General features: G+C 45.3%; 25 protein-coding genes. 17 read left to right on the top strand and 8 right to left on the bottom strand.

Annotated features, from left to right (window positions below):
- Positions 1 to 31: 31 nt before the first annotated feature.
- The gene (locus tag BM358_RS20385) at positions 32 to 1660 is read left to right on the top strand and encodes an ABC-F family ATP-binding cassette domain-containing protein (RefSeq protein WP_023990284.1); all 1629 of its coding nucleotides are present in this window, start codon (positions 32 to 34) and stop codon (positions 1658 to 1660) included.
- Between the two features lie 181 nt (positions 1661 to 1841).
- Here the strand turns inward: BM358_RS20385 and BM358_RS20380 are convergent, their stop codons facing one another.
- Entirely contained in the window at positions 1842 to 2027 is a 186-nt protein-coding gene (locus BM358_RS20380) for a hypothetical protein (RefSeq protein WP_013311941.1), read from the bottom strand.
- A 410-nt stretch (positions 2028 to 2437) separates the two neighbouring features.
- Between BM358_RS20380 and BM358_RS20375 the strand changes: the two genes are divergently transcribed.
- Together BM358_RS20375 and BM358_RS20370 are read left to right on the top strand one after the other, a co-directional pair.
- The gene (locus tag BM358_RS20375) at positions 2438 to 3307 is read left to right on the top strand and encodes a cation diffusion facilitator family transporter (RefSeq protein ID WP_028541844.1); all 870 of its coding nucleotides are present in this window, start codon (positions 2438 to 2440) and stop codon (positions 3305 to 3307) included.
- A gap of 191 nt (positions 3308 to 3498) precedes the next feature.
- Positions 3499 to 4665: a C40 family peptidase gene (locus tag BM358_RS20370; protein ID WP_028541845.1), complete on the top strand. Its 1167-nt coding sequence runs from the start codon at positions 3499 to 3501 to the stop codon at positions 4663 to 4665.
- A gap of 125 nt (positions 4666 to 4790) precedes the next feature.
- Here BM358_RS20370 and BM358_RS20365 read toward each other — a convergent pair whose 3' ends face one another.
- Complete coding sequence (locus BM358_RS20365; RefSeq protein ID WP_028541846.1) at positions 4791 to 4958, bottom strand: DUF1328 domain-containing protein; 168 nt, start codon at positions 4956 to 4958, stop codon at positions 4791 to 4793.
- Between the two features lie 260 nt (positions 4959 to 5218).
- Between BM358_RS20365 and BM358_RS20360 the strand changes: the two genes are divergently transcribed.
- From BM358_RS20360 to BM358_RS20310, 11 genes are all read left to right on the top strand, one after another.
- Positions 5219 to 5740: a DUF948 domain-containing protein gene (locus BM358_RS20360; protein ID WP_028541847.1), complete on the top strand. Its 522-nt coding sequence runs from the start codon at positions 5219 to 5221 to the stop codon at positions 5738 to 5740.
- A 51-nt stretch (positions 5741 to 5791) separates the two neighbouring features.
- Positions 5792 to 6310: a hypothetical protein gene (locus tag BM358_RS20355; RefSeq protein ID WP_028541848.1), complete on the top strand. Its 519-nt coding sequence runs from the start codon at positions 5792 to 5794 to the stop codon at positions 6308 to 6310.
- A gap of 96 nt (positions 6311 to 6406) precedes the next feature.
- Positions 6407 to 6748: a YflT domain-containing protein gene (locus BM358_RS20350; protein ID WP_023990277.1), complete on the top strand. Its 342-nt coding sequence runs from the start codon at positions 6407 to 6409 to the stop codon at positions 6746 to 6748.
- Positions 6749 to 6983: 235 nt separating this feature from the next.
- Positions 6984 to 8165 (top strand): PP2C family protein-serine/threonine phosphatase, encoded by a 1182-nt coding sequence (locus BM358_RS20345; protein WP_028541849.1) that lies wholly within the window; start codon positions 6984 to 6986, stop codon positions 8163 to 8165.
- A complete protein-coding gene (locus BM358_RS20340) occupies positions 8149 to 11868 on the top strand; it encodes a response regulator (protein ID WP_028541850.1) in 3720 nt (1239 codons plus the stop codon). The genes BM358_RS20345 and BM358_RS20340 overlap by 17 nt, the downstream gene beginning before the upstream one ends.
- Positions 11869 to 11947: 79 nt before the next feature.
- On the top strand, positions 11948 to 12817 hold the full coding sequence (locus BM358_RS20335) for a CheR family methyltransferase (protein ID WP_023990274.1): 870 nt from the start codon (positions 11948 to 11950) through the stop codon (positions 12815 to 12817).
- Positions 12818 to 12836: 19 nt separating this feature from the next.
- Entirely contained in the window at positions 12837 to 14507 is a 1671-nt protein-coding gene (locus tag BM358_RS20330; protein ID WP_028541851.1) for a response regulator, read from the top strand.
- A gap of 99 nt (positions 14508 to 14606) precedes the next feature.
- On the top strand, positions 14607 to 14945 hold the full coding sequence (locus BM358_RS20325) for an STAS domain-containing protein (RefSeq protein WP_023990272.1): 339 nt from the start codon (positions 14607 to 14609) through the stop codon (positions 14943 to 14945).
- Between the two features lie 18 nt (positions 14946 to 14963).
- Entirely contained in the window at positions 14964 to 15416 is a 453-nt protein-coding gene (rsbW, locus tag BM358_RS20320) for an anti-sigma B factor RsbW (protein WP_023990271.1), read from the top strand.
- The gene (locus BM358_RS20315; RefSeq protein WP_028541852.1) at positions 15413 to 16186 is read left to right on the top strand and encodes a sigma-70 family RNA polymerase sigma factor; all 774 of its coding nucleotides are present in this window, start codon (positions 15413 to 15415) and stop codon (positions 16184 to 16186) included. The genes rsbW and BM358_RS20315 overlap by 4 nt, the downstream gene beginning before the upstream one ends.
- 120 nt (positions 16187 to 16306) lie before the next feature.
- A complete protein-coding gene (locus tag BM358_RS20310; RefSeq protein WP_028541853.1) occupies positions 16307 to 17266 on the top strand; it encodes a magnesium transporter CorA family protein in 960 nt (319 codons plus the stop codon).
- A gap of 115 nt (positions 17267 to 17381) precedes the next feature.
- Here BM358_RS20310 and BM358_RS20305 read toward each other — a convergent pair whose 3' ends face one another.
- The 4 genes from BM358_RS20305 to BM358_RS20290 form a co-directional block, all read right to left on the bottom strand.
- Entirely contained in the window at positions 17382 to 17858 is a 477-nt protein-coding gene (locus tag BM358_RS20305) for a DUF5665 domain-containing protein (protein ID WP_049828439.1), read from the bottom strand.
- A gap of 91 nt (positions 17859 to 17949) precedes the next feature.
- A complete protein-coding gene (locus tag BM358_RS20300; RefSeq protein WP_023990268.1) occupies positions 17950 to 18351 on the bottom strand; it encodes a YtxH domain-containing protein in 402 nt (133 codons plus the stop codon).
- Between the two features lie 50 nt (positions 18352 to 18401).
- On the bottom strand, positions 18402 to 18659 hold the full coding sequence (locus tag BM358_RS20295; RefSeq protein WP_013311925.1) for a GlsB/YeaQ/YmgE family stress response membrane protein: 258 nt from the start codon (positions 18657 to 18659) through the stop codon (positions 18402 to 18404).
- A gap of 137 nt (positions 18660 to 18796) precedes the next feature.
- Positions 18797 to 19501 carry a phosphatase PAP2 family protein gene (locus BM358_RS20290; RefSeq protein ID WP_028541855.1) on the bottom strand — a complete coding sequence of 235 codons (705 nt, stop codon included), beginning with the start codon at positions 19499 to 19501 and terminating at the stop codon, positions 18797 to 18799.
- A gap of 231 nt (positions 19502 to 19732) precedes the next feature.
- Here BM358_RS20290 and BM358_RS20285 point away from each other — a divergent pair, with 231 nt between their 5' ends.
- Positions 19733 to 20452 (top strand): pirin family protein, encoded by a 720-nt coding sequence (locus tag BM358_RS20285; protein WP_025721764.1) that lies wholly within the window; start codon positions 19733 to 19735, stop codon positions 20450 to 20452.
- Positions 20453 to 20648: 196 nt separating this feature from the next.
- On the opposite strand, the gene BM358_RS20280 is transcribed toward BM358_RS20285, so the two are convergent.
- On the bottom strand, positions 20649 to 20876 hold the full coding sequence (locus BM358_RS20280; RefSeq protein WP_013373034.1) for a DUF1128 domain-containing protein: 228 nt from the start codon (positions 20874 to 20876) through the stop codon (positions 20649 to 20651).
- Between the two features lie 120 nt (positions 20877 to 20996).
- Here BM358_RS20280 and yyaC point away from each other — a divergent pair, with 120 nt between their 5' ends.
- Entirely contained in the window at positions 20997 to 21587 is a 591-nt protein-coding gene (yyaC, locus tag BM358_RS20275) for a spore protease YyaC (protein WP_049828442.1), read from the top strand.
- A gap of 89 nt (positions 21588 to 21676) precedes the next feature.
- A complete protein-coding gene (locus BM358_RS20270; protein WP_023990264.1) occupies positions 21677 to 22471 on the top strand; it encodes an alpha/beta fold hydrolase in 795 nt (264 codons plus the stop codon).
- A 95-nt stretch (positions 22472 to 22566) separates the two neighbouring features.
- On the opposite strand, the gene BM358_RS20265 is transcribed toward BM358_RS20270, so the two are convergent.
- Positions 22567 to 23133: a pyridoxamine 5'-phosphate oxidase family protein gene (locus tag BM358_RS20265; RefSeq protein WP_023990263.1), complete on the bottom strand. Its 567-nt coding sequence runs from the start codon at positions 23131 to 23133 to the stop codon at positions 22567 to 22569.
- Positions 23134 to 23430: the final 297 nt, after the last annotated feature.

The following is a 23430-nucleotide window of genomic DNA, read 5'->3' as shown; positions in this document are numbered from 1 at the left end:
ACTTTACTAATGATAAGGATGGTATGCTTATATGATCAGTACAAGCGGCGTAACGCTTCGTTATGGTAAACGCCCACTTTTTGAAGACGTAAATATCAAATTTACTCCTGGGAACTGCTACGGCCTGATTGGGGCGAATGGCGCGGGTAAATCCACCTTTTTGAAAATTCTTTCCGGTGAAATTGAAGCCAATTCTGGCGAGGTTCACATGACACCGGGTGAACGGATGGCAGTCCTCAAGCAGAACCATTATGAATACGATGAATTCCCGGTTCTGGAAACCGTTATTATGGGCCACACGCGTCTGTATGAAATCATGAAGGAAAAGGATGCGCTGTATGCCAAAACGGAATTTACCGAAGCGGACGGTCTACGTGCCGGTGAGCTTGAAGGTGAATTTGCGGAGCTGAACGGATGGGATGCCGAGCCAGATGCAGCTTCCTTGCTGATCGGTCTTGGTATTCCCCGCGACCTGCATGACAAGAACATGTCTGAGCTGAGTGGTAATGACAAGGTACGTGTTCTCCTGGCTCAAGCGTTGTTTGGTCGTCCGAACAATTTGCTGCTCGATGAGCCTACCAACCATCTGGACCTCGAATCCATTCAATGGCTGGAAAATTTCTTGATGGACTATGAAGGCACCGTCATCGTTGTATCCCATGATCGTCACTTCCTGAACAAGGTATGTACGCATATTGCGGATATTGATTTTGGCAAAATCCAGATGTACGTCGGAAACTACGACTTCTGGTATGAGTCTAGCCAGCTTGCGCTTGCCTTGACTCGTGATGCCAACAAGAAGAAGGAAGAGAAGATCAAGGAACTGCAAGCCTTTATTCAGCGCTTTTCCGCGAATGCTTCCAAGTCCAAACAGGCTACTTCACGTAAAAAACAACTGGATAAAATTACGTTGGATGACATCCGTCCATCGAACCGTAAATATCCTTTCCTGAACTTCAAGCCTGAACGCGAAGCAGGCAAACAACTCCTGACAGTAGACCGCCTCAGTAAAACTGTTGAAGGCGAGCAAGTGCTGAATGAGTTCAGTCTGGTTGTGAACAAAGGCGATAAAATCGCGTTTGTTGGCCCGAACGGCATGCCTAAATCGACGCTCTTCCAGGTGTTGATGAACGAGATCGAAGCGGATAGCGGAGAATTCTCTTGGGGGATTACAACTAGCCAGGCTTATTTCCCGAAAGATAATTCCACCTATTTTGAAGGTGTGGATATGAATCTTGTGGAGTGGCTGCGTCAATATTCCAAGGATCAGGACGAAACGTTCCTGCGCGGCTTCTTGGGACGTATGCTTTTCTCTGGAGAAGAAGCGCTTAAGAAAGCAAGTGTGCTGTCCGGGGGCGAAAAGGTTCGCTGTATGCTGGCGAAAATGATGCTGAACGGTGCCAATGTGCTGTTGCTGGAAGAACCGACCAATCACTTGGATCTGGAATCCATTACAGCGCTGAACAATGGTCTGATTGATTTTGACGGTACTATATTGTTCACATCCCATGACCACCAGTTTATTCAAACGATCGCGAATCGAATCGTGGAAATTACACCAAACGGCGTAATCGACCGTACGATGAGCTATGATGAATACTTGGAAAATGAAGAAATCACAAAATTGCGTGAACGTATGTATCCGGTAGAAATCGGCTAAATATCCAAACCGGCTAACTTCAACAACTAGATAAACGAAAGAGGAGCTCCTTAGGCCATTTAGATGGCGGGGAGACTCCTCTTTTTCGTTTTTGTGTCATGCCCATAGCTTACTTGGTTCCGGAGTGAGGTAAGATAGACCTCGTCCGATTTTGCGTACAATATATATACTATGGGGTGGCTTATGATCCGCCTGTACGACGGCGTTGGTTGTTCGGCTTCTTCGTATTTTGGCTTTTCAGTGTTTTGGCGGAACCGCCTTGAAAGCCGCCCTGCTGTGAAGCGCCGGACTGCTGTTTTTTTTGTGCCAGCTTTTCCCGAATGGCATCTGCGAGATTAACTTTACGTGGTTCATTAGCATCGCTCATGAATAAATTCCTCCTGTTGCCGCCAAATTCATGTCAATCATGCTGGATTGAATAAAAACGCGGCTGTGTCCTCATTTTATACGTTTTTAAAAGAAGGGACAAGGGCAACAATGATAACACACATCTGGGGTGGGTTGGAAGAGAAAACCTCTGTTTTTTGCGTGAAGTAAAAAATGTTTTATATAACCTACAGGAATGGGGCCTGGCAATACTTTTTCGTTGTTACTACAGCGATGCAGAGCGGAAAGACTGTTTCTCTAGACCCACACAAAGATCGTCTGCTATCCTGAAAATAACAGTTAACCAAAGAAAATTGATATTATTCAGGGCATCAACGCTGCTATTTTTATTTTTGGGCCCGGTGAGATCGTTCTGCTGGGAACTATATATTTGAAGGAGTGTCCTACGTTGTGGTAAATGTCTATGAAGAGATACGAAAAGGTGAGCGTGGGGCGTGGGTGAGCATTGCTGCTTATCTCTTGCTGTCCGCCTTTAAGCTGATTAGCGGATATATATTTGCTTCTAGCGCGTTGCGGGCGGATGGCTTCAATAATGTCACCGATATTGTAGTGTCGGTTGCTGTACTGGTTGGACTGAGAATTTCCCAAAAGCCACCGGACTCTGACCATGCCTATGGACATTTTCGGGCAGAAACGATCGCGGCGCTGCTGGCGTCCTTTATTATGGCTGTCGTCGGTTTGCAGGTGCTTATTGATGGGATCGGGAGCATTTTCAAGGGCGGAAAGCAAATACCGGATATCACCTCCGCGGGTGTAGCTGTGATTTGTGCAGTGATTATGCTGGGAGTGTACCTTTACAATAACAGACTGGCACGGCAAATTAACAATAAGGCTTTGCTGGCAGCGGCCAAGGATAATCTATCGGATGCACTTGTCAGTGTTGGGGCAGCAGTTGGCATTATCGGCGCACAGTTCGGCCTACCCTGGCTGGATACTGTAGCTGCGATCGCGGTAGGATTCATCATTTGTAAAACAGCGTGGGATATTTTTAAGGATTCCACGCACAGCTTGACCGATGGATTTGATGAGCAAGAGCTGTCTGACTTACGGAGTACGATTGCCTGTATACCTGGAGTAGAGGGGATTCGGGACGTTAAGGCACGTGTACACGGCAATCATGCGCTGGTGGATGTGGTCATTGAGGTCAATCCGCAACTCAGCCTGATTGAAGGGCATCGGATCAGCGACCGGATTGAGGAACGTCTGCAAGAGGTTCATAATACGATGCATGTCCATGTCCATGTAGAACCCAAATTATAGATTAATTATTAAATGTTTAGTGCTAAAAGTGACTTTAGGCCTATATGCGAAAGGCGTATACGCTTCCTTTTGTGACGTTTGGATTATATCTCTCTTCCTGCTGCTTTTACTATAATGAAGGCATGTCCGGCTATATTCGTCGGAATTGGATATGCTCTTCAAATTCGTAAAAACAGCCAGGAGGTGCAACATTGAGAAGACGCGTGATGGGAATGCTCATGACGTCAGCCGCGCTGTTGGCAGCAATTCATGTGGCGCCGGGTCAGGTTGACGCAGCGGCATCAACAGCATCCACAGGACAGAAGGCAGTTATTCAGGCGGCTGTAAAGCTTAGATCCGGTCCTTCGACTACAGGGGATGTAGTCAGCTTTATGAAGCAGGGAGAGGCCGTAACGGTATTGGAGAAAACAAACAGCTATTGGTATAAGATCAAGACTTCTGATGGAGTAACCGGATATACTAGCAGCTCCGACAAGTACATAAAAGTTGGCGCTACCAGCGTCGCTGCTGCTGTCACTTCATCTGCCAGCCGTAAACCGGAAGCCGCAGAGTCAGTTAAAAATGTTTCAGCTAAAGAGGCTGTAGCCTCAGTGAATAGTTCTGCCGGTCAAACGAAAGCCACGATTCAAACGTCCGTTCGTTTGCGGGCGGAGGCATCCACTTCTTCCGAGGTTTTGGGCTATTTGAATGCAGGGGATGTCGTTACGATTACTGATCCAAGTAATGCCTATTGGTTCAAGGTTACCAATGCTGATGGTACGGTGGGCTATGTCAGCTCGTCTCCACAGTATATTCGTATTGGTGAGGGCGTTGTTGTGCAGCAGCCTGTGGCTGCTCCGGTGACAACCACTCCTGATACTACCGCAATACCTGTGACAGCATCTCCTGCGTCAACTACGAACATGTTTTCCGGTGATGCAGCGGCTGCAATAGAGCAGGTTATTAATACGGGGATGACTTATCTCGGAACTCCATATGAATATGGTTCGGATCGTAACAGTACGGCTACTTTTGATTGCTCGGCATTTACCCGTCAAATTTTCCGTCAGGCTGTAGGTATCCAGCTTCCGGCAGATTCCCGTTCACAGGGTGAGTGGATCAAGCAAAACAGTCAGCCGAATATGGACATGACTACGCTGAAGCGTGGCGATTTACTCTTCTTTACAAATTATAATGCATCTTCCGGGGCGTACACGTCCTTGGATAATTCCTCCCAAACGATTACACACGTAGCTGTATATTTGGGAGACAACAAGCTTCTCCATACGTTTTCTGTAGCGGGTGGCGGTGTAAAAGTTACGGATTTCAGCAAGCCTTGGCAGGACCGATTCCTGTTTGGGGGCAGCGTGATTCAATAAAAGCGCCGTTAACCGTAAAAAAGCTGCATCAAAAAAGGATGTTCCACAGCCCTGTTGACCAGGGTGGGAACATCCTTTTTTTATAAACATTAGAATATTGCTTTTGTACAGCTAGCATCCGATAACTATGAAACCCGTTTTCTTCCGGTAAAGAGTGAAATGACGAACAACACCAGAAATATCACAAATAATATTTTAGCGATTGTAGCAGCTATGGACACGACGATACCAAAAAAACCTAAGATTCCGGCGATCACAGCAAAAATTAAGAATAAAGCGGACCATTTTAGCATGTTCTGTATCCTCCTTTAATTGTATATAATGTGGCATACTCACGCCCCGATAGAGCGTGGTTGCAGATGACGGTGACTTCTATAGATTACTCGTGGCTGTGCCATCGTTATATGTTGTTTTAAACGGTGCGAGAGTCCGTGAATCATAACGTTTGGAGCGGAGAAGAAGCCAGCCTGGACGTTGTTTCGTGTCTGAATCTAAAGGGTAACTATGCAGTAATCATAAACATCATCGTGAAAGACGAAAGAGAGGTTACGCCATGTTAACACAGGTCAGCATTTTTATTATTGCTATCGCATTTGCAGTTCTCGTTATTTTCCTCATTAAAACGTTGAAAGCAGCACAAGGCTCACTGGATAAGGTGACTCAAACCTTACAGGATGTGCAAAAAAAGGTAGATGAACTGAGTTATGAAGTAAAACAAACGGTTCGACATGCGAATGACATCACCGCAGATGTTGATCATAAATTGAAGCAAGTGGAGCCAGTGATGGAATCGGTTAGAAACTTGGGAGAGGTACTCAGCGAAGTGACGCTGGCTGCCAAGCAGGCTTCAACAGCGTTAATGACACGGTTTCAGAAATCGCATAGCGTTGCGAGTAATACTTCCAGAACGGATAATGCGATTAAGGCAACGACACCGAATAGACCTTTGACCGCAACGGAGCGGACGGTTCAGAGCTACAATGCGACTTATGAAGAGCCTGCGGCCAAGCCGAGTAAAAACTGGTTGGGTTATGTAGACATCGCTGCTGGGGTGTGGCAGAAAATGCGTCAGTAGCATAGTGGCTGAACCGTAAACTACAGGAAATTCATTGAAAGGGTGAGATTTATGATGAAGACGTTATTACTAGCTGCTGGTTTGCTCACTCCCTTTTCCGGACAGGATACGGTTCAGCAAACCGTTTCCCCGCAAACAGCGGGGCATATGGTTAGGACTGTACAGACGATACCCGCTCCACATGCTGTACCAGCAGATTTTCATACCTTAAATGGCATATCTTTGGATGACACCCGTGCGGATGTGTTGAAGAAGCTAGGCAAGCCACAACGAGTCAAAAAGGATATGCTGCTGCTTTCTACAGAATACCAATATCCAGATGTTGTTGTAGGTATGCGTGAGGACGTCGTTTCTTATGTGCATGTAGATCCTGCTGCTGGTCGAATCAAGGTAAATGATAAGTGGCTGCCGCTGCAACGGAAAACGCTGGATCAGGCGCTGGGTGGCTCGCAATTCACGGCGGAAGACGGAGAGGTCTATGTACGCGGACAACGTGCAATCAAAGTGTTTATGGATGAGACGTCTGATAAACCTAAGTATGTTGAGTTTTTTGATGAAACGGAGTGGTAATCGATTTTTTTGAGGCGTGACATAACATGGAAGTTTCAAATGGATATGTGAAGTGTAATAGTCAGAGAAGTCAATCCTTAAAGGAGCGTGAGAAACATGAATCAGACCAATCATAAATCTTATGCCAAAGTGGTAGATAACGGTGTACAAGCCGTTGAAGCAGTAAATGAGTTGCGTAACACGGGCTATCGTTATGAGGATGTGTTCGTGCTCGCTCATGATCAGGATCGGACAGATCGTATTGCCGATACGGTGGATGCTAAGGAAATCGGGATTAAGGAAGAGGGCGTTTTCGATTCATTAGCCAACTTGTTCCGTTCCCGTGGCGATGAGCTTCGCGCTAAAATTACTTCTTTGGGATTTACAGATACCGAAGCTGACTTTTATGAAAAAGAACTGGATCAGGGTAAAGTGCTGGTCATTGCTAAAAAAGCGTGATATTGCTGTTCACCATAAAAGCTGAGTGACATTAGATTCGAAAAAGAGGAAGTTGACCGCACCACAAGTGTTTTGCGGGTCCTCCAAAAACATAGATAAGGAATGGGGTTTTAGCCTCATTCCTTATCTATGTTTTTGGAATGCCTTCTTACGGAAACACTACTTCCAATCAACAAGGGTGTTGCCGTATAAGCAGGTATAGTATAATACATGAGTTACAGATAAGGAGAGGCCAATGAGAATTCTAATTGTTGACGATAACCCGACGAATGTCATTATTATTCGTGAAATACTGAAAAAAGAAAATTATCGGGATGTGATCTCTGCTAGCTCGGCCGCAGAAATGTTGGAGCATCTGGGAATCGGCGACCGTACCATTAGTCTCAGGCCCCGTCCTTCAGATATTGATCTGGTGCTGCTGGATATGATGATGCCTGAAATGGACGGCATTGAAGCTTGCAGTATTGTACAGGAATATGAGCATTTAAAAGATATCCCGATTATTATGGTAACGGCGGTAGGCGATTCCAAAAAATTGGCCGAAGCTCTAGATGTGGGAGCCGTCGATTACGTCACGAAGCCAATCAACAAGGTAGAGCTCATGGCGCGAATCCGGTCTGCCTTGCGTCTCAAACAGGAGAAGGATTGGCATAAGGATCGGGATCAGCGAATTCAGGATGAGTTGAAGCTGGCCGCGATGGTGCAGCAGGCGGTGCTTAGCCCTGCCATCCATGACCCGGTGCTGCAAGTGAATGCGCTCTATCAGCCTTCCTTTGAACTGGCAGGGGATTTATATTCATGGTATCCGTTAGGGGAGGGGCGATATGCCATCATTTTGCTTGATATGATGGGGCATGGCATTTCTTCCTCGCTGTTCTGCATGTTCATTGCGTCTGTACTTAAGGATACGGTGACCACATATGTGGAGCCTGAGAAAGTCATACAAGAGCTGAATCGGCGTTTTAACCAACTGGATCTGGGCAAGCAGCTGGTACAGTATTATTTTACGGCGATTTATATGGTGATTGATACCCGTTCACGGCGAATTGACTATGTAAATGCGGGACATCCTCCCGGTTTGCTGTTCAACCAGGATGGCAGCATTACCAAATTTGACCGTGCATGTAGCCCGGTTGGTTTGTTTGATAAGATTGATGCAGAAATGCACACGATTCATTATGAAGGAACTGGACATATCGCTTTGTATACGGATGGCTTGCTGGAAGCGGTGGAAGGTGAATATGAGGAGCAGTTGGAGTATCTGACTGAGTGTCTACGTAAGTATGAGGAATGGAACGAAGAAGCGATGCTGGATGCATTTTTTCGTAATGAGACGCCACAGGATCGCGATGATGATAAGTGCCTGATCTGGATTTCATTGAAAGAGGGAGAGAGCTTGCATGAAAATCAGAAATAAACTGCTGATCGGCTTTGGATCGCTTATGGCGATCCTCCTTGTGCTGACGCTAATCAGCTATGACCGTATGGGGAACCTGAATGAGCAGCTGAATCAGGTTTACCAGGACCGATATGTGAAGGTCCGGAAAACAACGGCTATTCGTGGTCAGGTGAATGATATGGCTAAAGTTATGGCCAACCTGATTTTAAATCCGGGCTCCTCCGTCGGCGAGGCCAAACGTGAGCTTGATGATATTTCTGCTACTGGAACGAAAGTGCTGGCAAGTTTGCAAACAAATTCAGGCACCAGTGAAGAGCAGCAGCAGGTTGATCGGGTAGCCGTCGCCTGGAATGAATTTCTAAGTTACGAACAAAGGTTAGTTTCTTTACTGGGACAAGATCGCATTGATGAGGCTAACGCTTTCCGCAATAGCACTGGTTTGCCTGCTCAACAGGAGGCAATGGATAGCATTAATGCCCTTGCCGTTTTTCAGGATCGGGAGATTGATAACGACATGAAGCAAGCCAATCAGGCTTATGAGGAATCTGTGCAGATTACCACAATTCTGATGGCCGCCGGTCTGATCATGGGCTTACTGGTTATTTTGTGGGTGCTCCCAAGCATTGCCAAAGGTCTAAATATCGTTAATCTCATGATTAATGGTTTTGGCAAGGGAAAGTACAGGGCCATCAGCCGAATGAGTGTTGCCTCCAAAGATGAAATCGGTGAAGTCGCTCGTGTATTTCAACAAATGGCCGGGGACTTGGAAGAAAAGCGGAAATTCGAGCATTCCGTCCTTCAAACGCAGAAGGATCAAACTTGGCTTAATGCCAATACTGCTCGGGTGACTGAGCTGTTCCGTGGTGTAAATTCACTGGAGCAGGTTGCTCAGATGTTCATTAGTGAGTTTACGCCCATCTTGGGAGGCAGCTATGGAGCCATCTATTTGCAAGGAAAAGATGTAGAAGACAACCGTTTTAAGTTATACGGTTCCTATGCAAAGGTGACTGGCGAAAATTCGATTAGGGACGTTATCCATGTGGGCGAAGGCTTGCTCGGACAATGTGTTCTGGATCGTAAGCCGATCTTGATTACAGAGGCTCCTGACGGATATTTGTCCATAGGCTCTGCCTTAGGAGAAAGTAAGCCAGTGGGAATTATGATTTTTCCTATTTTGTTCGAGGATGAGTGTATCGGTGCTGTAGAAATAGCGTCACTGGATCGCTTCAGTGATCTGGAAACGAAGCTGTTTGCTCAATTAGTAGAGAGCTTGGGGATCATTCTGAACAACATCAAGGGACGGATGCGTGTAGAGCAATTGCTGCGCGAATCTCAGGCACTTACTGAGGAATTGCAATGCCAATCCGAAGAACTACAAACTCAGCAAGAGGAACTCAAGCGCTCCAACGAAAATTTGGAGGAGCAAACAGAAGAACTCAAGCGTTCAGAGGAATTGTTACAACGTCAACAAGAAGAATTGGAGCATTTTAATACTGAACTGATTGCCAAAACTAGAGCGCTAGAAGAACAGGTTCGAGAAGTAGAAGAAAAGAACGATGAGATCGAACGTGCACGAGCTCAGTTGGAGCAACAGGCCATGCAGCTAGGAATCACCAGCAAATACAAATCCGAGTTTTTGGCCAATATGTCTCATGAGCTGCGTACTCCGCTAAATAGCTTGCTTATTCTTTCTCAGCTCTTGTCTGAGAACAAGGAAGGCAATCTTAAGCCAAAGCAAGTGGAATATGCACAAACCATTTATATGTCAGGCGCCGATTTGTTGAAAATGATTGATGAAATTCTGGATTTATCCAAAGTGGACGCTGGAAAAATGGATATTAACCATGAAGCGGTCCATTTGAAGGAACTGGAACTGTTTGTGGAGCAGAATTTTGCTCCGGTCGCAGCCAAACGTGAGCTTCAACTGCATACCGAAATTGAAGAGAACCTGCCGGATGCCATTATCAGTGACGGTTATCGTCTCAAACAAATTTTACGTAATTTGCTGTCTAATGCCTTCAAGTTCACCACGGAAGGTTCTATTCGTTTCATTGTATCTCGGGCAAACGGAGAGCAGCTTCCTGGTCTGCTAAATCCACGAAGATCCTATCTGGCTTTATCTGTGCGTGATACGGGCATTGGGATTGCTTCCGATAAAACGGATCTGATCTTCGAAGCCTTCCAGCAGGTAGACGGTACAACCAGCCGGAAATATGGGGGGACAGGACTAGGTCTGTCGATCAGCCGCGAGCTTTCCAGATTGTTGGGCGGCGTTATTACGGTGGAATCCGAGCAGGGACAGGGTAGTTGCTTCACATTGTATTTGCCGGAACAAACGCCAACGGCTGAGGATATGGACTCTCATTCGAGAGAGGGATTTAACGGTACGGATGTGAATTCGGATTTTGAGAATGTGGCAGCCTCGGCAGAAACGGACCTTCCCATGATTATGCCTGCTGAACGGTTGCCATTATATCAGATGCCTTCGAAAAACAAAGCGAAGGACATTATACATCCGGGAGACGATCGAAACGAGATTACCTCGCAGGATAAAGTGCTGCTGATTATTGAGGATGATATTAATTTTGCTAATATTTTGTACGATATGGCCCGTAGCCGGGGCTTTAAGGCACTGATCGCTCTCCAAGGAGACGATGGGCTCAACATGGCTCAATCTTATTTGCCGGACGCTATTATACTAGATATTCAATTACCTGTAATGGATGGATGGTCCATTTTGGGTGAGCTAAAAGGAAATTCATCGACACGTCATATTCCAGTGCATGTTATTTCGGTCATAGATGATGTGAAGCAGGGCTTAATGATGGGCGCGATTGCCTATCTCAAAAAGCCTTCCTCGAAGGAAAGTCTGGATAAGGCATTTTCACATATAAAATCGTATACGGACCAAATGGTCAAACGTCTCCTTGTGGTTGAAGATGATGATAATCAGCGTAAATCCATTATTGAGCTGATCGATCATGATGATGTTGCCATTACGGCGGTATCGACAGGTCAGGAAGCACTGAATGAGCTAGCTACCCAGCGGTATGACTGCATGGTACTGGATCTGATGCTGAGCGACATGACTGGTTTTGAACTGCTGGATCGTATTCGAGAGAACGAGCAGCTAACTGATCTGCCGATCATTATTTATACAGGCAAAGATCTGGACAGCAAAGAAGAAACGCAACTTCGCAAATATGCAGAGTCTATTATTATTAAGGATGTTAAATCGCCGGAACGGCTTTTAGACGAAACAACGTTGTTCTTGCATCGTGTAGAGGCGAATCTTCCTGAGGATAAACGCAAAATTTTGCAGAAGCTATACAACAAGGAAGAACTGTTTGAAGATAAAAAAATATTGTTGGTAGACGATGATATTCGCAATGTATTTGCTCTGTCCAGCGTGCTGGAAAGCTATCGTATGGAGGTTACCTTTGCGGAAAATGGAAGAGAAGCACTGGAACTGCTGGAACAGACACCTGATTTTGATCTGGTTCTGATGGATATGATGATGCCGGAAATGGATGGATATGAAGCGATGCGACGTATCCGGCTAATGCCACAATTCGAGAAGTTGCCTATTATTGCCCTGACAGCCAAGGCCATGAAGGATGATCGTTCCAAGTGTATTGAGGCAGGCGCTTCCGATTATGTAAAAAAACCGATTCAAACCGAACAGCTTTTATCATTAATGCGGGTGTGGTTGTATTCGTAACCCAAAAAATTGGGTAATATAAATCGACACATGATTGGAGCGGCACAGGCAAAACCTATTTAGGAATTGGAGAGAGATTATGACATCTAAGGATATGGCGGATAATGCTGCTAATGAAGTGAAATCGAATGATACTGAGCGGGAATTGATTGAGATTGAGCTGTTGCTGGAAGGTATACATCGGCTGTACGGCTACGATTTTCGTAACTACGCTCTGCCATCGATTAAGCGGCGTGTTTATTATCATGCGCAGTCCGAGAATGTAAGCACGATATCAGGACTTCAGGAGAAGGTGCTGCATGATCGCAGCGCCTTCGATAGACTGGTGCAAAGCCTTTCCATTCCGGTGACCGAGATGTTCCGTGACCCGGAGCTGTTTCTGAATTTTAGGCAGAAAATCATTCCTATTTTGCGAACGTATCCGTACATTCGAATATGGCATGCAGGTTGCTCCACAGGTGAGGAAGTATATTCTATGGCGATCTTGCTGCATGAAGAAGGCTTATATGATAAGGCCCGCATTTATGCGACGGATATGAATAACCTGTCTTTACAGCAGGCGAAGGAAGGCGTATACGGGATCGACAGAATGAAGCTGTATACCAAAAATTATTTGGAGTCCGGGGGCACGCAATCGTTCTCTGAATATTATACAGCCAAGTATGATTCAGTGATGTTTCATCCTTTTTTACGGAAAAATATTATTTTTGCGGAGCACAACTTAGCGACTGACCGGTCCTTTAACGAGTTCAATGTTATTTTTTGCCGGAATGTCATGATCTATTTTAACGACGAACTTCGCAACCACGTGCATGGGTTGTTTTATGATAGCTTGAGTCATTTTGGTGTGTTGGTGCTTGGGGCCAAGGAATCCATACATTTTACCGATTATAGTGATTCCTACGAGCCGCTGGACCGGATAGAAAAAATTTACCGGAAGATTAAATAGAGATGCTTAGGAGGATTCCATGGGGCTTCATGAACCGATTCATATATTGCTGGTAGATGACAGACCTGAGAACCTGCTCGCTCTTGAGGCGGTGCTGGAGAGTGAACGATATAATTTGGTAAAGGCCACATCCGGGGAAGAAGCGCTGCGATGTCTATTAAAAGATGAATTTGCAATCGTAGTCCTGGATGTGCAGATGCCGGGTATGGATGGAATTGAGACCGCAAAGTTAATCAAGGCCAGAGAGAAAACAAAGGATATTCCGATTATCTTTATTTCAGCTAACAGCAAGGAAGCGGAGCATTTATTTGCGGGGTATTCAGCGGGCGGTATTGATTATATGGTGAAGCCGTTCATCCCTCAAATTCTCAAGTCCAAAATTGAAGGCTTCGTGCAAATGTATCTGACAAACAAGCGCTTGAAGACACAGTCCATGCTGCTTCATCAGAAGACCCAGCAGCTGGAGAAGATGAACAGCGAACTGATTGCCGCCAAGGAGGCAGCAGAGATTGCTGCCAATGCCAAAACGGAATTTCTGGCGATGATGAGCCATGAGATCCGCACACCTATGAACGGCGTCATTGGCATGATTGATTTGCTGATGGAGACGGAGCTGCAAAGTGACCAACAGGAATATGCTGATATCATCCGTCGTAGTGCAGACGCGCTGGTAGCAGTCATTAATGATATTCTGGACTTCACTAAGCTGGAGTCAGGCAAAATGGAGGTAGAGGAATATCCTTTTGATCTGGTTTCCTGTATCAAGGAAGTTTTCAGCCTATTTACGGTAGAGGTGAACCGAAAGAACTTGGAACTGGTTTATTTCCTCGATGAACAGATGCCTCCTGTGTTATATGGAGATATGGGAAGATTGCGTCAAGTATTGATTAACCTGGTATCCAATGCCGTCAAATTTACAGACCGGGGCGGGGTGTATGTCTTCGCATCTGTCAAAGAGCAAAGCGACAATGGACTTACCGTTGAGTTTTCAGTGAAGGATACAGGCATTGGTATTGATCCCGCTAAGGTTGGAAGGCTGTTTCAGCCCTTTTCCCAACTGGATTCTTCAATGACGCGTAAATATGGTGGAACCGGGTTAGGACTCGCCATTTGTAAAACCTTAGTGAATATGATGGGCGGAGATATCCGTGTAGATACGAGCGGAGAACAGGGCGTGACGTTTCATTTTACAATGAAGCTTGGCTTTGCTCAGGAAAATGAACTGGAGGGGGAGTCCAGCCACGACTGGGAAATTCCACATCGGGAATCTCCAAGCCGTAAACCTGTACTGGTCGTAGATGATCATCCGATTAACCAGAAGCTGATGGTTAATATACTGGATAAGCTCGGTTTAGCTTCAGATGTGGCAGCAGATGGGCAACAGGCGCTTGATATGGTCATGGCGAATCAGGACTATGACTATATCTTTATGGACTTACAGATGCCTGTGATGGACGGTCTGGAGTGTACGGGTAGAGTGCGTGAGCAATTGGCGGGAAGATCCCAACCTGCCATTATCGCCATGACGGCTAATGTGATGGAGGGTATTCAGCCTCGATGTATTGAAGCTGGGATGAACGATTATATCAGTAAGCCCGTTAAAATCAGCAGTGTAAAACAGGCGTTGCTACGGCATTCTCCGGACCATTTTCCAATGCAGCCGGGTAAAGAACAAATCAATGAAGCCTAGATGGTGGCATTTGGTAGTGTTTAAAAAGTTATACCGTGATTCAAACGATCGTATAATGGGTTAGTATGTAGGGAAATCTTTTTTCGGGAGAGTAGGCCTATGAATACAAATAAAAATGAGAAGTTTAATGCAATTACAGAAACAACCGATGGCGTAAATACCGTTTATCTGAGTGGAGAGTTGGATCTTTCGGTAGCACCTGATTTTCGTCTGGTGATGGAGCCTTTGGTGGGGGAGTCCAGCCAAGATTTGATTATTAACTTGAGAGACCTTAAATACATTGACAGCACGGGGATTGGTATCTTGTTATCCATTTTAAAAGCAAGGCATGGGATGGAGTCTCGCTTTGCTGTTCAAGAGGTACCACCTCAAATTCAAAAGCTGTTTGATATGACCGGTATTGCCAAATTCTTTGTCCCCCAGGAGAATTCCCAATAGGAAAGGAAAGAAAAAGAAATGAATGCTCAAATTCAAAAAGTAGTTCTTAATTTGCCGGCAACTGCTGACTTTGTTGATATTGTAAGATTAAATTTATACGGTATTGCCGCGAAAATGGGATTCTCTTATGAGGATATTGAAGACATGAAAGTGGCTGTATCGGAAGCGTGTAATAACTCTGTCCTTTATGCTTATGGTCATGAGGGGGGAGTCGTGGAAGTAATATTCGAATTTGATGAAGTTTCGTTGTCCATTCGTGTCAAAGATGAAGGGGAGAGCTTTGAACGTGTGGAGGACCCGTCCCGTATCGCATCCTTGCATGACAAGGAGTTGAATGATGCGCAGATAGGCGGATTAGGCTTTTATCTCATGCAGGCGCTTATGGACGATGTCCATATCTTGAATGAGACAGGAAAAGGCACCGAAGTGGTGCTTGTAAAGCGACTGACCAGAAGTGAGGAAAGAGTATGAATGAAAAGGTAACTCCCCCGGAGTCGATGGATGAAGCCGTTGGTCTAATCTGGGAGTACCAGCAAACAAAAGATAACGAGATTGCTACCGTGCTGATCCGTAAGTATGAGCCGATGGTCAAGATGGCTGCTGGGAAGATCTCCCGTAACCGTCCGGACTTATACGAGGATTTATATCAGACCGGTCAGATGGCTTTGATACGTCTGCTTCAGCAATACGATATCAGCTTGGGTATCCCATTTGAACCATACGCTATGAAAAGTATGCTGGGACATATGAAAAATTATTTGCGCGACAAATCCTGGTACATCCAGGTTCCTCGCCGCATTAAAGAAAAGGGTGCGCTTGTTCAACATGCTATTGATGAACTGACCGTTAAATTGGAACGCTCACCCAATGTGGACGAGATTGCGACCTATTTGGATCTTACCGTGGAAGAAACGATTGAGGTGCTTGCTGGCCGTGAGTGCTATCACTATGTTTCACTGGACTCGCCTTTATCCCAGGATGAGAGTGCAGCTACGTTAGGCGAGCTCATTAGCTCGGATGCTAACGATTATGACACTGTGGAAAAACGAATGGATTTGCAGCAGGCTTTAAGCCAACTGAAGGAGCAGGAACAAAAGGTGCTTCTTCTGGCATTTCAGGACGGTCAATCTCAACGTGCGATTGCACAGACGTTGGGCGTATCGCAGATGAGCGTTTCCCGTATTCAGAAGCGGGCAACGGAAAAGCTGAAGCAGATTATGTCTAATTCCTCTATTTCATGAGTAGATGGCAGATTATATGGCTTAAAATATTTGACGTCACATCGTAAGGACACGTTATTCCGATATGGGAAGCGTGTCCTTTTTATAAAGCGAAAAAGGTTGGGAGGAAGGTTGGAATCCATGACAGCATTTGAACAGATTTCTTCCTTTCGTGGAGGATGGGAATGGTGGGACATCAGTGCTGGGAATTGGCAAGATTCGGTCATACAGCATTTGAAGGAGAAGCTCCCAGAAGCCTCAGAATGGCTGGACAAGGTAGAGGACATTCCATCCAGCTTTATATCTGTGCGCTTTCCAGATGGCAATCAGCCCTTAATGTACGGGTCGCTGATCTACTCTGTTCAGGAGGAGATCGACAGTCAGCGCAATTGCAACAAGTTTTATTTTCTGGTCCTAAATCAGAAGTTAGTGACGTTAAATCTGGATCAAAATACCCGTGAAATCATGCACACCGCGGAACGCCAAAAAATGCTGGAACAGTGTGAGGATGCAGCTGATGGCATGTTTGTATTGGCGAGAGCCGTGCTCCATTACTTTCATACAGGTATGGATAAGTTCGAGATCAACCTGAGAAGACTGGAAGAGGACATGGAGAAAAGGAATGCTCGTACGCTGATGGATTCTATATTGAATGCACGTTTCGAGCTGTTGTATTGGAGCAATATGTTCATTCCCTTTTCAGAGCTGGTGACGGCTTCTCGGGAGGCATATCTGGATAAACTGGAGGAGAATCGTTTTTTCAAGCAGTTACTTTACCGTGTTACTCGGATGGAAGGACTTTTCCTGCATTATGAAAAGGAAATCGACACATTGATCTCCATTGACGACGCCATTTCCGCATTTAGAGGGAATGAGATTACGAAGACGCTGACCATTGTCACCGCCGTATTTACACCAGCAACCGTAGTGGGCGCTATATGGGGCATGAACTTTGAAAATCTGCCTTGGATTAAAACAGGCTGGGGTTTTACTACCGTGATTATTGCCACATTGCTAAGTATGTTGGGAATGTACGGCTGGCTGATGATGAAGGGGTGGACAGGAGACTTATTGAAAGCTAACAAGCGCAACAAATTGTAGCGGCTGACTACTGCTGTTACAATTTACAAATAAAAAACGATCCATCGTAACTGGAGGCTCTTTGAGGAGTCTATTACCGGTTACGATGGATCGTTTTTAAATGAGATAGGGACAATTACTTAGTACCTTGGCTCATTTTGATATATCCTAATAATTCGGCGATGAAATCTCCGATGACCGGAAGATTTAATTGTACCAGGAAACTGAGCAACCAAGCGAGCAAGGCGAGTATGACCACTGTACCCAGCGTAAGGCCGAGACCACGTGCAATCCCTGCGGTCAGATTGCTCATAATTCTTCTTTTAGTGCTGGAGTAGTTCTCCAGAATATCTTTGAACTCCGCTCTTTCAAGCGTATCTGCTATTTGATCTAAGCGTTTGTTAAGCCGCTTGACCTCATGGCGCAGCTCAAAAGGATGCTCATTTACATCAAAGTCTCTCTCCTGATCATGCGTTTTAACATGATTAGGAGTAGAAGAAGCCTGCTTGGATGAAACCTCATCTGGCTGATCTTGAGCCTGTAGGGGATGAAAGGTTCTTTTGTTGTTCGCGGTAAGATCATCTCCATAGGAATTTGGCTTGTTCATTGTCATCCCAGCCTTTCTATCATTTAAAAACAGCCAGCTTCTTGCATGCTGGCTGTTCAGTGTAGGCTTATTTTTTTGCCATCAGAATGTGTAGCTATTAGGAATTTGCATTCAATTGTTTTTGCGTATCCTTGGCCGCTTGAGCCGTTGCATCCATAACCTCTTTATCTGCTTTGGCTGCTTCATTAGCGACATCTGCAGAAGCCTTGGTTACGCTGGATACGATATTGTCTTTGCTCTCGGATACCGTTTTGGCTACATCTGCTGTTTTGGTGGAAACGGTTTTGGCCAAATCTGTCGCTTTGCTGCTAACTACAGATGCCACGTCCTTTGTTTTATCGGAGACAACTGTAATTTTATCAGACAGATCACTACGCAAATCACGACCCGGCTTCGGCGCGAACAGCAGGGCTGCGGCAGCACCAATCAAACCTCCAATAAATAAACCTTTTGCAAAACCTGAAGTACTTGCCATATTTTGATTGTCAATGTTACTCATGTTATATCACTCCTCTTATAGAATTAAAGAATAAAAGATATATATAAATGTTAGGTAGCCCTTCTTAATAGCCTGGACACAAGTCCGAGCAAGAACACGAACAATGCGGTTCCGAGTATGGCTGGAATGACTGCAAAATCTCCGATGACCGGGCCCCAGTCTCCCAATAGCATGACACCTAGCCAAGCTCCTACAAATCCAGCAATCATAGAGCCCGCAATGCCGCCAGGCATTTCATGACCAGCCAGTGCATCGCCAATCAATCCGATAATAATCGCCATTACAATACTTAGTACAATTCCCCACACAAGGATCGCCTCCCTTATCCTAAGTTCACAAAACCATAACGTTTTTAATGAAGGCTGAGCTTCGATATTGCTGAGCCTTGCTTACTTCGTATATAAACGTCGTGACCCGGAGTGAAACAAAAAGCCGTCTCGGACATTTACCGGTGGGGAGTGGAAGGAAGCTTCATGCGCGCTCGCCAATAGATCACAGGAACGGTAAACACCAGCCAAATTATACCTGCAATATAGCCACCCACAATATCTGTAGGAAAGTGAACGCCTAGATATACGCGGCTTAATCCAATCAAGAGAATCAGTAGTGCACCAAGAACGCACGGAAGAAAGAGCGAACGCCCACGAATCTTTCGTTCTATGGCCCAAATGGCAAATATCATTCCGAAAAATCCCATGGAAATCATCGCATGACCGCTGGGAAAACTATAACCCCCGGCTTCAACCAAATGTTGAAGTGACGGGCGTTCCCGTTGCAAAATTTCCTTAATGAGCGTATTCAGCACCCACATCGCCGTAAAGCTGCTTAGGATCGCAAAGGAATAAGCTTTTGAACGAAGACTGACCCAACACAAGGTAGCAGCACCGAGGGCGATGATCAACGACATGCGGAATGAACCTAAAGATGTAATGAATATAGCGATGGTTAGCAGTTGGTAACGAGCAGTTGCTGTGTCTGGAAAAACGGCATCCTGTATGCGTTCATCCCAATATAGAAAAGGAGCTGTGCCAATCCACTTCACAGAGTAGGCGATGAGCAGCAACACAGCGATCATGATAATAGATGCATACAGACTACGACGCAAATAGCTTGGTAGGAACCGGGATGGTTGGGGTTCATGGGATAGCATATGTAATAAATCTCCTCCTTATGGCTGTAATAGATTCAATTTTTCGTACTATTAACTTAACTAATAATGAACTTAAGAGCAAAACCCGACGGCGACGACAGGCTGATTGAGGCATATAAGCCCGGGGTAAAGGGATCGTATCACAGCGTTTGTAATGCCAGGGCCGGAAGTGGAATAGTCATCACGAAGCAAAGCTGCTTTACGGAACTGTAATCCATGGAGGTGTTAAGGATGATTAAAATAGTGACATCGGCAGAAAGACATACCTCAAATAAAGGATGGATTCATAGTGAGTTTAGCTTTTCATTTGCCGATTATGAAGATCCGAGCAATGCCCATTTTGGTTGTATGCTAGCCCATAATGATAACGAGCTTGAACCGCAGCAAGGCTTCAAAAGACATCCGCATCACGATTTGGAAATCGTCACCTATGTAATTGAAGGCCAATTGCATCATAGCGACAGCTTGGGACATGAGCAGGATTTAAAAAGCGGCTCGATCCAGGTTCTGAGTGCAGGCACCGGAATTGAACATGAAGAGCGAAATACTGGGGATGAAAGACCGGTCCGCTTTTTGCAAATGTGGTTTTTACCCGAAAGTCCAGGCATTCAGCCTTCTTATCAGGTGCAAAGATTCAAGCACAGTGAACGTCTAAATCGGCTTCAGCCTGTTGTGTCTGGTTCAGAAGTGGAGGGAGCGTTATCCATCGCGCAGGATATAAATCTGTATCTGAGTAGATTGGAAAAAGGACAGCAGCTTGAATATCCGCAGCAAGAGGAGCGCCGCACCCACATCTATGTAGTTAGCGGTCATGTAGAAGTCACATGCCAGGATGGGGATTTTCAGTTAGGGCCTGGTGATGCCGCGCGAATTCAAAAAAGCTGTACATTAAAGATACGAGCTACAGGTAATGAGGATATATCTGAACTGGTGTTAGCGGATTTGCCTTGAAGCATCCTTGAGTGAGTGAAGAAGTGTATGAAAATGCGCATATGCAATCGAAAAAAATAAAGCTCGTATCCCGGTGCACGTCTGTTGAGACGAGCGGAGCTACGAGCTTTATTTACGCTGACAGGGCACTATCATGAAGGCTGTTGTTCATGATGATAGGTTGTAATACAGCTAAGCTGTATTCCTATAAGCTATTTCAGGAGGATTTGCGTAATCTGCCCAGTTCAGAAACAATAGCTTCAACCTCTGAAATGCTCAGGTTAGGCTTGCTTATCACCATATCATAGACATCATGAATGTCCTCGTATTGCTCCAGCGAGAAAGCGGATGCCTGCATAGCAGCACCACTCGCCATACGGAGTTTAGTTTTAATACCCTCAATCATATACTCAATGTTGGCATGAGACGGTACAGACAAATCCATCGTTAATTTTCCATCCTTTCATAACAGGGGAAGTTGCCTGTATTGTATCATGTTTTTGTTGTAGAATGTACTGAAAGCCAGATTACCGATATACAACCGAATCAAGGAGGATGGACAAAGTTGTCTTTGTATAATCGAGCTTCCGCACCCGGTCGCTCGTCCTTAGAACATAATGTAAAGAAAACAGATCGAGATGGACTCGCGCCGTTTTTCCGAGAAATTCATCATCAGCATGCTATAGATAAGTTGACTTTTGTTTGCATCGGTACAGATCGCTCATCGGGTGATTCACTTGGGCCACTGGTAGGCACCATGCTCAAGGAGCAAGGCTTTCCGCACGTGATTGGCACAATGACGGAGCCCTGTGATGCAGATCATCTGGTTTCATACTTGGAGTGCATTCCCCAAGATCATCATGTGATCGCCATAGATGCTTGTCTTGGACAGCACGGCTCAACGGGAACGTTTCTTATTGCGTGTGAACCGCTAACTCCTGCGCGATCGGTGGGGCTGTCTCTGCCGTCTGTTGGTCATTATAGTGTTGCAGCGATTGTAAATGAGCGCAGTCCCAAACCCTATTGGACACTCCAAATGACGTCGCTTCACTTGGTCATGACAATGGCTGCGCATATTGCTAATGCGGCGGCTTATGAATTTGGTTTAAAAACAGCTTCGCAAGATTTTCCGGAGGGTTACCGTTTCAGATATTGATGGTCTGCTTAATAATATACATCAGCATTGTTCTACTTAATAATATATTCAGCTCCAATAGATTATATACAGAGAAGGAAGGGTTCCATATGGAAAAGGTATTATGCGAAGGAACGACGATCTGCTATGCCGAACAGGGAAAAGGAGAACCGATCATTTTATTGCACGGTTTTTGCGGAAGCTCCTCCTATTGGGATGAGGTTGTTCCATTGCTGTCCCAAAGCTATCGTTGTATTGTTCCAGACTTGCGTGGACACGGACGCAGCGATGCTCCACTAGGAGCCTATACTATTGATCAAATGGCAGATGATGTGCTTAAACTTCAAGAACAATTGGACATCCCTCAGGCTGCCTGGTTTGGCCACTCCCTAGGAGGCTATCTAGCCCTTTCGGCAGTGCAGAGACATGCAGAGCGCCTTACAGCCTTTGGACTGATTCATTCCACAGCTTATGCAGATACGGACGAAGGTAAAGAAAAGCGGAATAAGGCTGTATCCACCATCCAAACGGAGGGGATTACGACCTTTGTAGATGGACTTGTACCGGGGCTATTTGCTCCTGATCATGTGGAGTCGATGTCCAGCCAATTACTGAAAGTCAAAGAAATTGGCTACAAAACACCGCCACAAGGAGCCGTAGGAGCATCACTGGCTATGCGCGAGCGTACTGATCGTCGGGATGTATTGTCGGCTTCTGCATTGCCAGCCCTTTTAGTAGCGGGTGAGCAGGATCAGGCGGTTCCTCCAGCGCGGACGTTTACAACAGATCGGGCCGGAGTAACTCAGGTTACCCTACCGGAAGCAGGTCACATGAGCTTGTTCGAAGCACCGGAGTTATTAGCGAACGCTATCTTGACATTTTTAGAGCAGAACTTGAAAAAATAGACTAAGGGAAGCCCAAAAAACCGGAACCTTCTGAGGTGATAATCAGAAGGTTCTGGTTTTTTGTGTAGTCAATTATTTTTAGGAGTGTAAGGTGTCTAATTTATGTTGCTTTTGTTAAAGGCAAACGCTGTCGGCAAACCGTCAATACTCTCCAAATTTTTCTCATAGGCATATCTTTTAAGTGCTTCTTCTCCCATCTGAATTGAGACTTCCTTCAGCTTTTCCCGTTCGCTCGTGTATGTCATGAAGGGAACCGCAAAACCACATGAATTCTGAACCATGTGAATGTCCACAACAATGATTTGTCTTGCACCGGGAAGCGGGTTGAAGAGTGGGTACAGCACATTCCATTGCTTAGTATCAGGCAGCGCGACGGTACCAGTGCCATAGAGCTTTAATACACTGGGAGCGCCCTCAAATGCACAAAACATGATTGTTACCCGTCCGTTCTCGATAATGTGGGCGCTTGTCTCGTTGCCGCTTCCCGCCAAGTCGAGATAGGCTACCCTTTGGTCCGATAGAATACGAAAGGAATCATATCCCTTGGGGGAAAGGTTAACGTGCCCTGTCTTGGATAGCGGTGCTGATCCTACAAAGAAAATGTGCTGCCGCTGTATAAACTCTTGATGTTCCGGTAATATCGAGCTAAATTGTTTACCCAAACTCCATCATCCTTTCTCACAAAAATATTCATATAAATTTTGTTTCTAAAGAAAATAATTACTATGAATTATTTTATAGAATGTTTAAATATACTGATTATTTTTTGTTTCGTATGAAACAAAAATATCACGACACTAACAAAGAAGCAATATTGATTTTAAAAAAACTCATCATTCGCTATTCACATGATCAGCTACAAAGTACTGTACCGTAGGAATTTCACTGCCATACGTGAGCATTCTGACTACCTGATCATTGATGTTATTAACTGAGGGTGAAGGTTATGAGTGGTATTT

Origin of the sequence: Paenibacillus sp. cl130 (assembly GCF_900116035.1) — a bacterium.
In the GTDB taxonomy this organism is placed as follows: domain Bacteria; phylum Bacillota; class Bacilli; order Paenibacillales; family Paenibacillaceae; genus Paenibacillus; species Paenibacillus polymyxa_B.
Note: the sequence above shows the minus strand (reverse complement) of the source record. Positions and strands in the feature narration are given on the sequence as shown.

What these genes read in the sequence shown, in the direction of transcription:
- BM358_RS20345 (WP_028541849.1), top strand. Translation starts at nt 6,984, where the DNA reads ATGAGAATTCTAATTGTTGACGATAACCCGACGAATGTCATTATTATT.
- BM358_RS20365 (WP_028541846.1), bottom strand. Translation starts at nt 4,958, where the DNA reads ATGCTAAAATGGTCCGCTTTATTCTTAATTTTTGCTGTGATCGCCGGA.
- BM358_RS20285 (WP_025721764.1), top strand. Translation starts at nt 19,733, where the DNA reads ATGATTAAAATAGTGACATCGGCAGAAAGACATACCTCAAATAAAGGA.
- rsbW (WP_023990271.1), top strand. Translation starts at nt 14,964, where the DNA reads ATGAATGCTCAAATTCAAAAAGTAGTTCTTAATTTGCCGGCAACTGCT.
- BM358_RS20335 (WP_023990274.1), top strand. Translation starts at nt 11,948, where the DNA reads ATGACATCTAAGGATATGGCGGATAATGCTGCTAATGAAGTGAAATCG.
- BM358_RS20385 (WP_023990284.1), top strand. Translation starts at nt 32, where the DNA reads ATGATCAGTACAAGCGGCGTAACGCTTCGTTATGGTAAACGCCCACTT.
- BM358_RS20305 (WP_049828439.1), bottom strand. Translation starts at nt 17,858, where the DNA reads ATGACAATGAACAAGCCAAATTCCTATGGAGATGATCTTACCGCGAAC.
- BM358_RS20325 (WP_023990272.1), top strand. Translation starts at nt 14,607, where the DNA reads ATGAATACAAATAAAAATGAGAAGTTTAATGCAATTACAGAAACAACC.
- BM358_RS20355 (WP_028541848.1), top strand. Translation starts at nt 5,792, where the DNA reads ATGATGAAGACGTTATTACTAGCTGCTGGTTTGCTCACTCCCTTTTCC.
- BM358_RS20280 (WP_013373034.1), bottom strand. Translation starts at nt 20,876, where the DNA reads ATGGATTTGTCTGTACCGTCTCATGCCAACATTGAGTATATGATTGAG.
- BM358_RS20380 (WP_013311941.1), bottom strand. Translation starts at nt 2,027, where the DNA reads ATGAGCGATGCTAATGAACCACGTAAAGTTAATCTCGCAGATGCCATT.
- BM358_RS20290 (WP_028541855.1), bottom strand. Translation starts at nt 19,501, where the DNA reads ATGCTATCCCATGAACCCCAACCATCCCGGTTCCTACCAAGCTATTTG.
- BM358_RS20270 (WP_023990264.1), top strand. Translation starts at nt 21,677, where the DNA reads ATGGAAAAGGTATTATGCGAAGGAACGACGATCTGCTATGCCGAACAG.
- BM358_RS20300 (WP_023990268.1), bottom strand. Translation starts at nt 18,351, where the DNA reads ATGAGTAACATTGACAATCAAAATATGGCAAGTACTTCAGGTTTTGCA.
- BM358_RS20330 (WP_028541851.1), top strand. Translation starts at nt 12,837, where the DNA reads ATGGGGCTTCATGAACCGATTCATATATTGCTGGTAGATGACAGACCT.
- BM358_RS20350 (WP_023990277.1), top strand. Translation starts at nt 6,407, where the DNA reads ATGAATCAGACCAATCATAAATCTTATGCCAAAGTGGTAGATAACGGT.
- BM358_RS20315 (WP_028541852.1), top strand. Translation starts at nt 15,413, where the DNA reads ATGAATGAAAAGGTAACTCCCCCGGAGTCGATGGATGAAGCCGTTGGT.
- BM358_RS20310 (WP_028541853.1), top strand. Translation starts at nt 16,307, where the DNA reads ATGACAGCATTTGAACAGATTTCTTCCTTTCGTGGAGGATGGGAATGG.
- BM358_RS20360 (WP_028541847.1), top strand. Translation starts at nt 5,219, where the DNA reads ATGTTAACACAGGTCAGCATTTTTATTATTGCTATCGCATTTGCAGTT.
- BM358_RS20340 (WP_028541850.1), top strand. Translation starts at nt 8,149, where the DNA reads ATGAAAATCAGAAATAAACTGCTGATCGGCTTTGGATCGCTTATGGCG.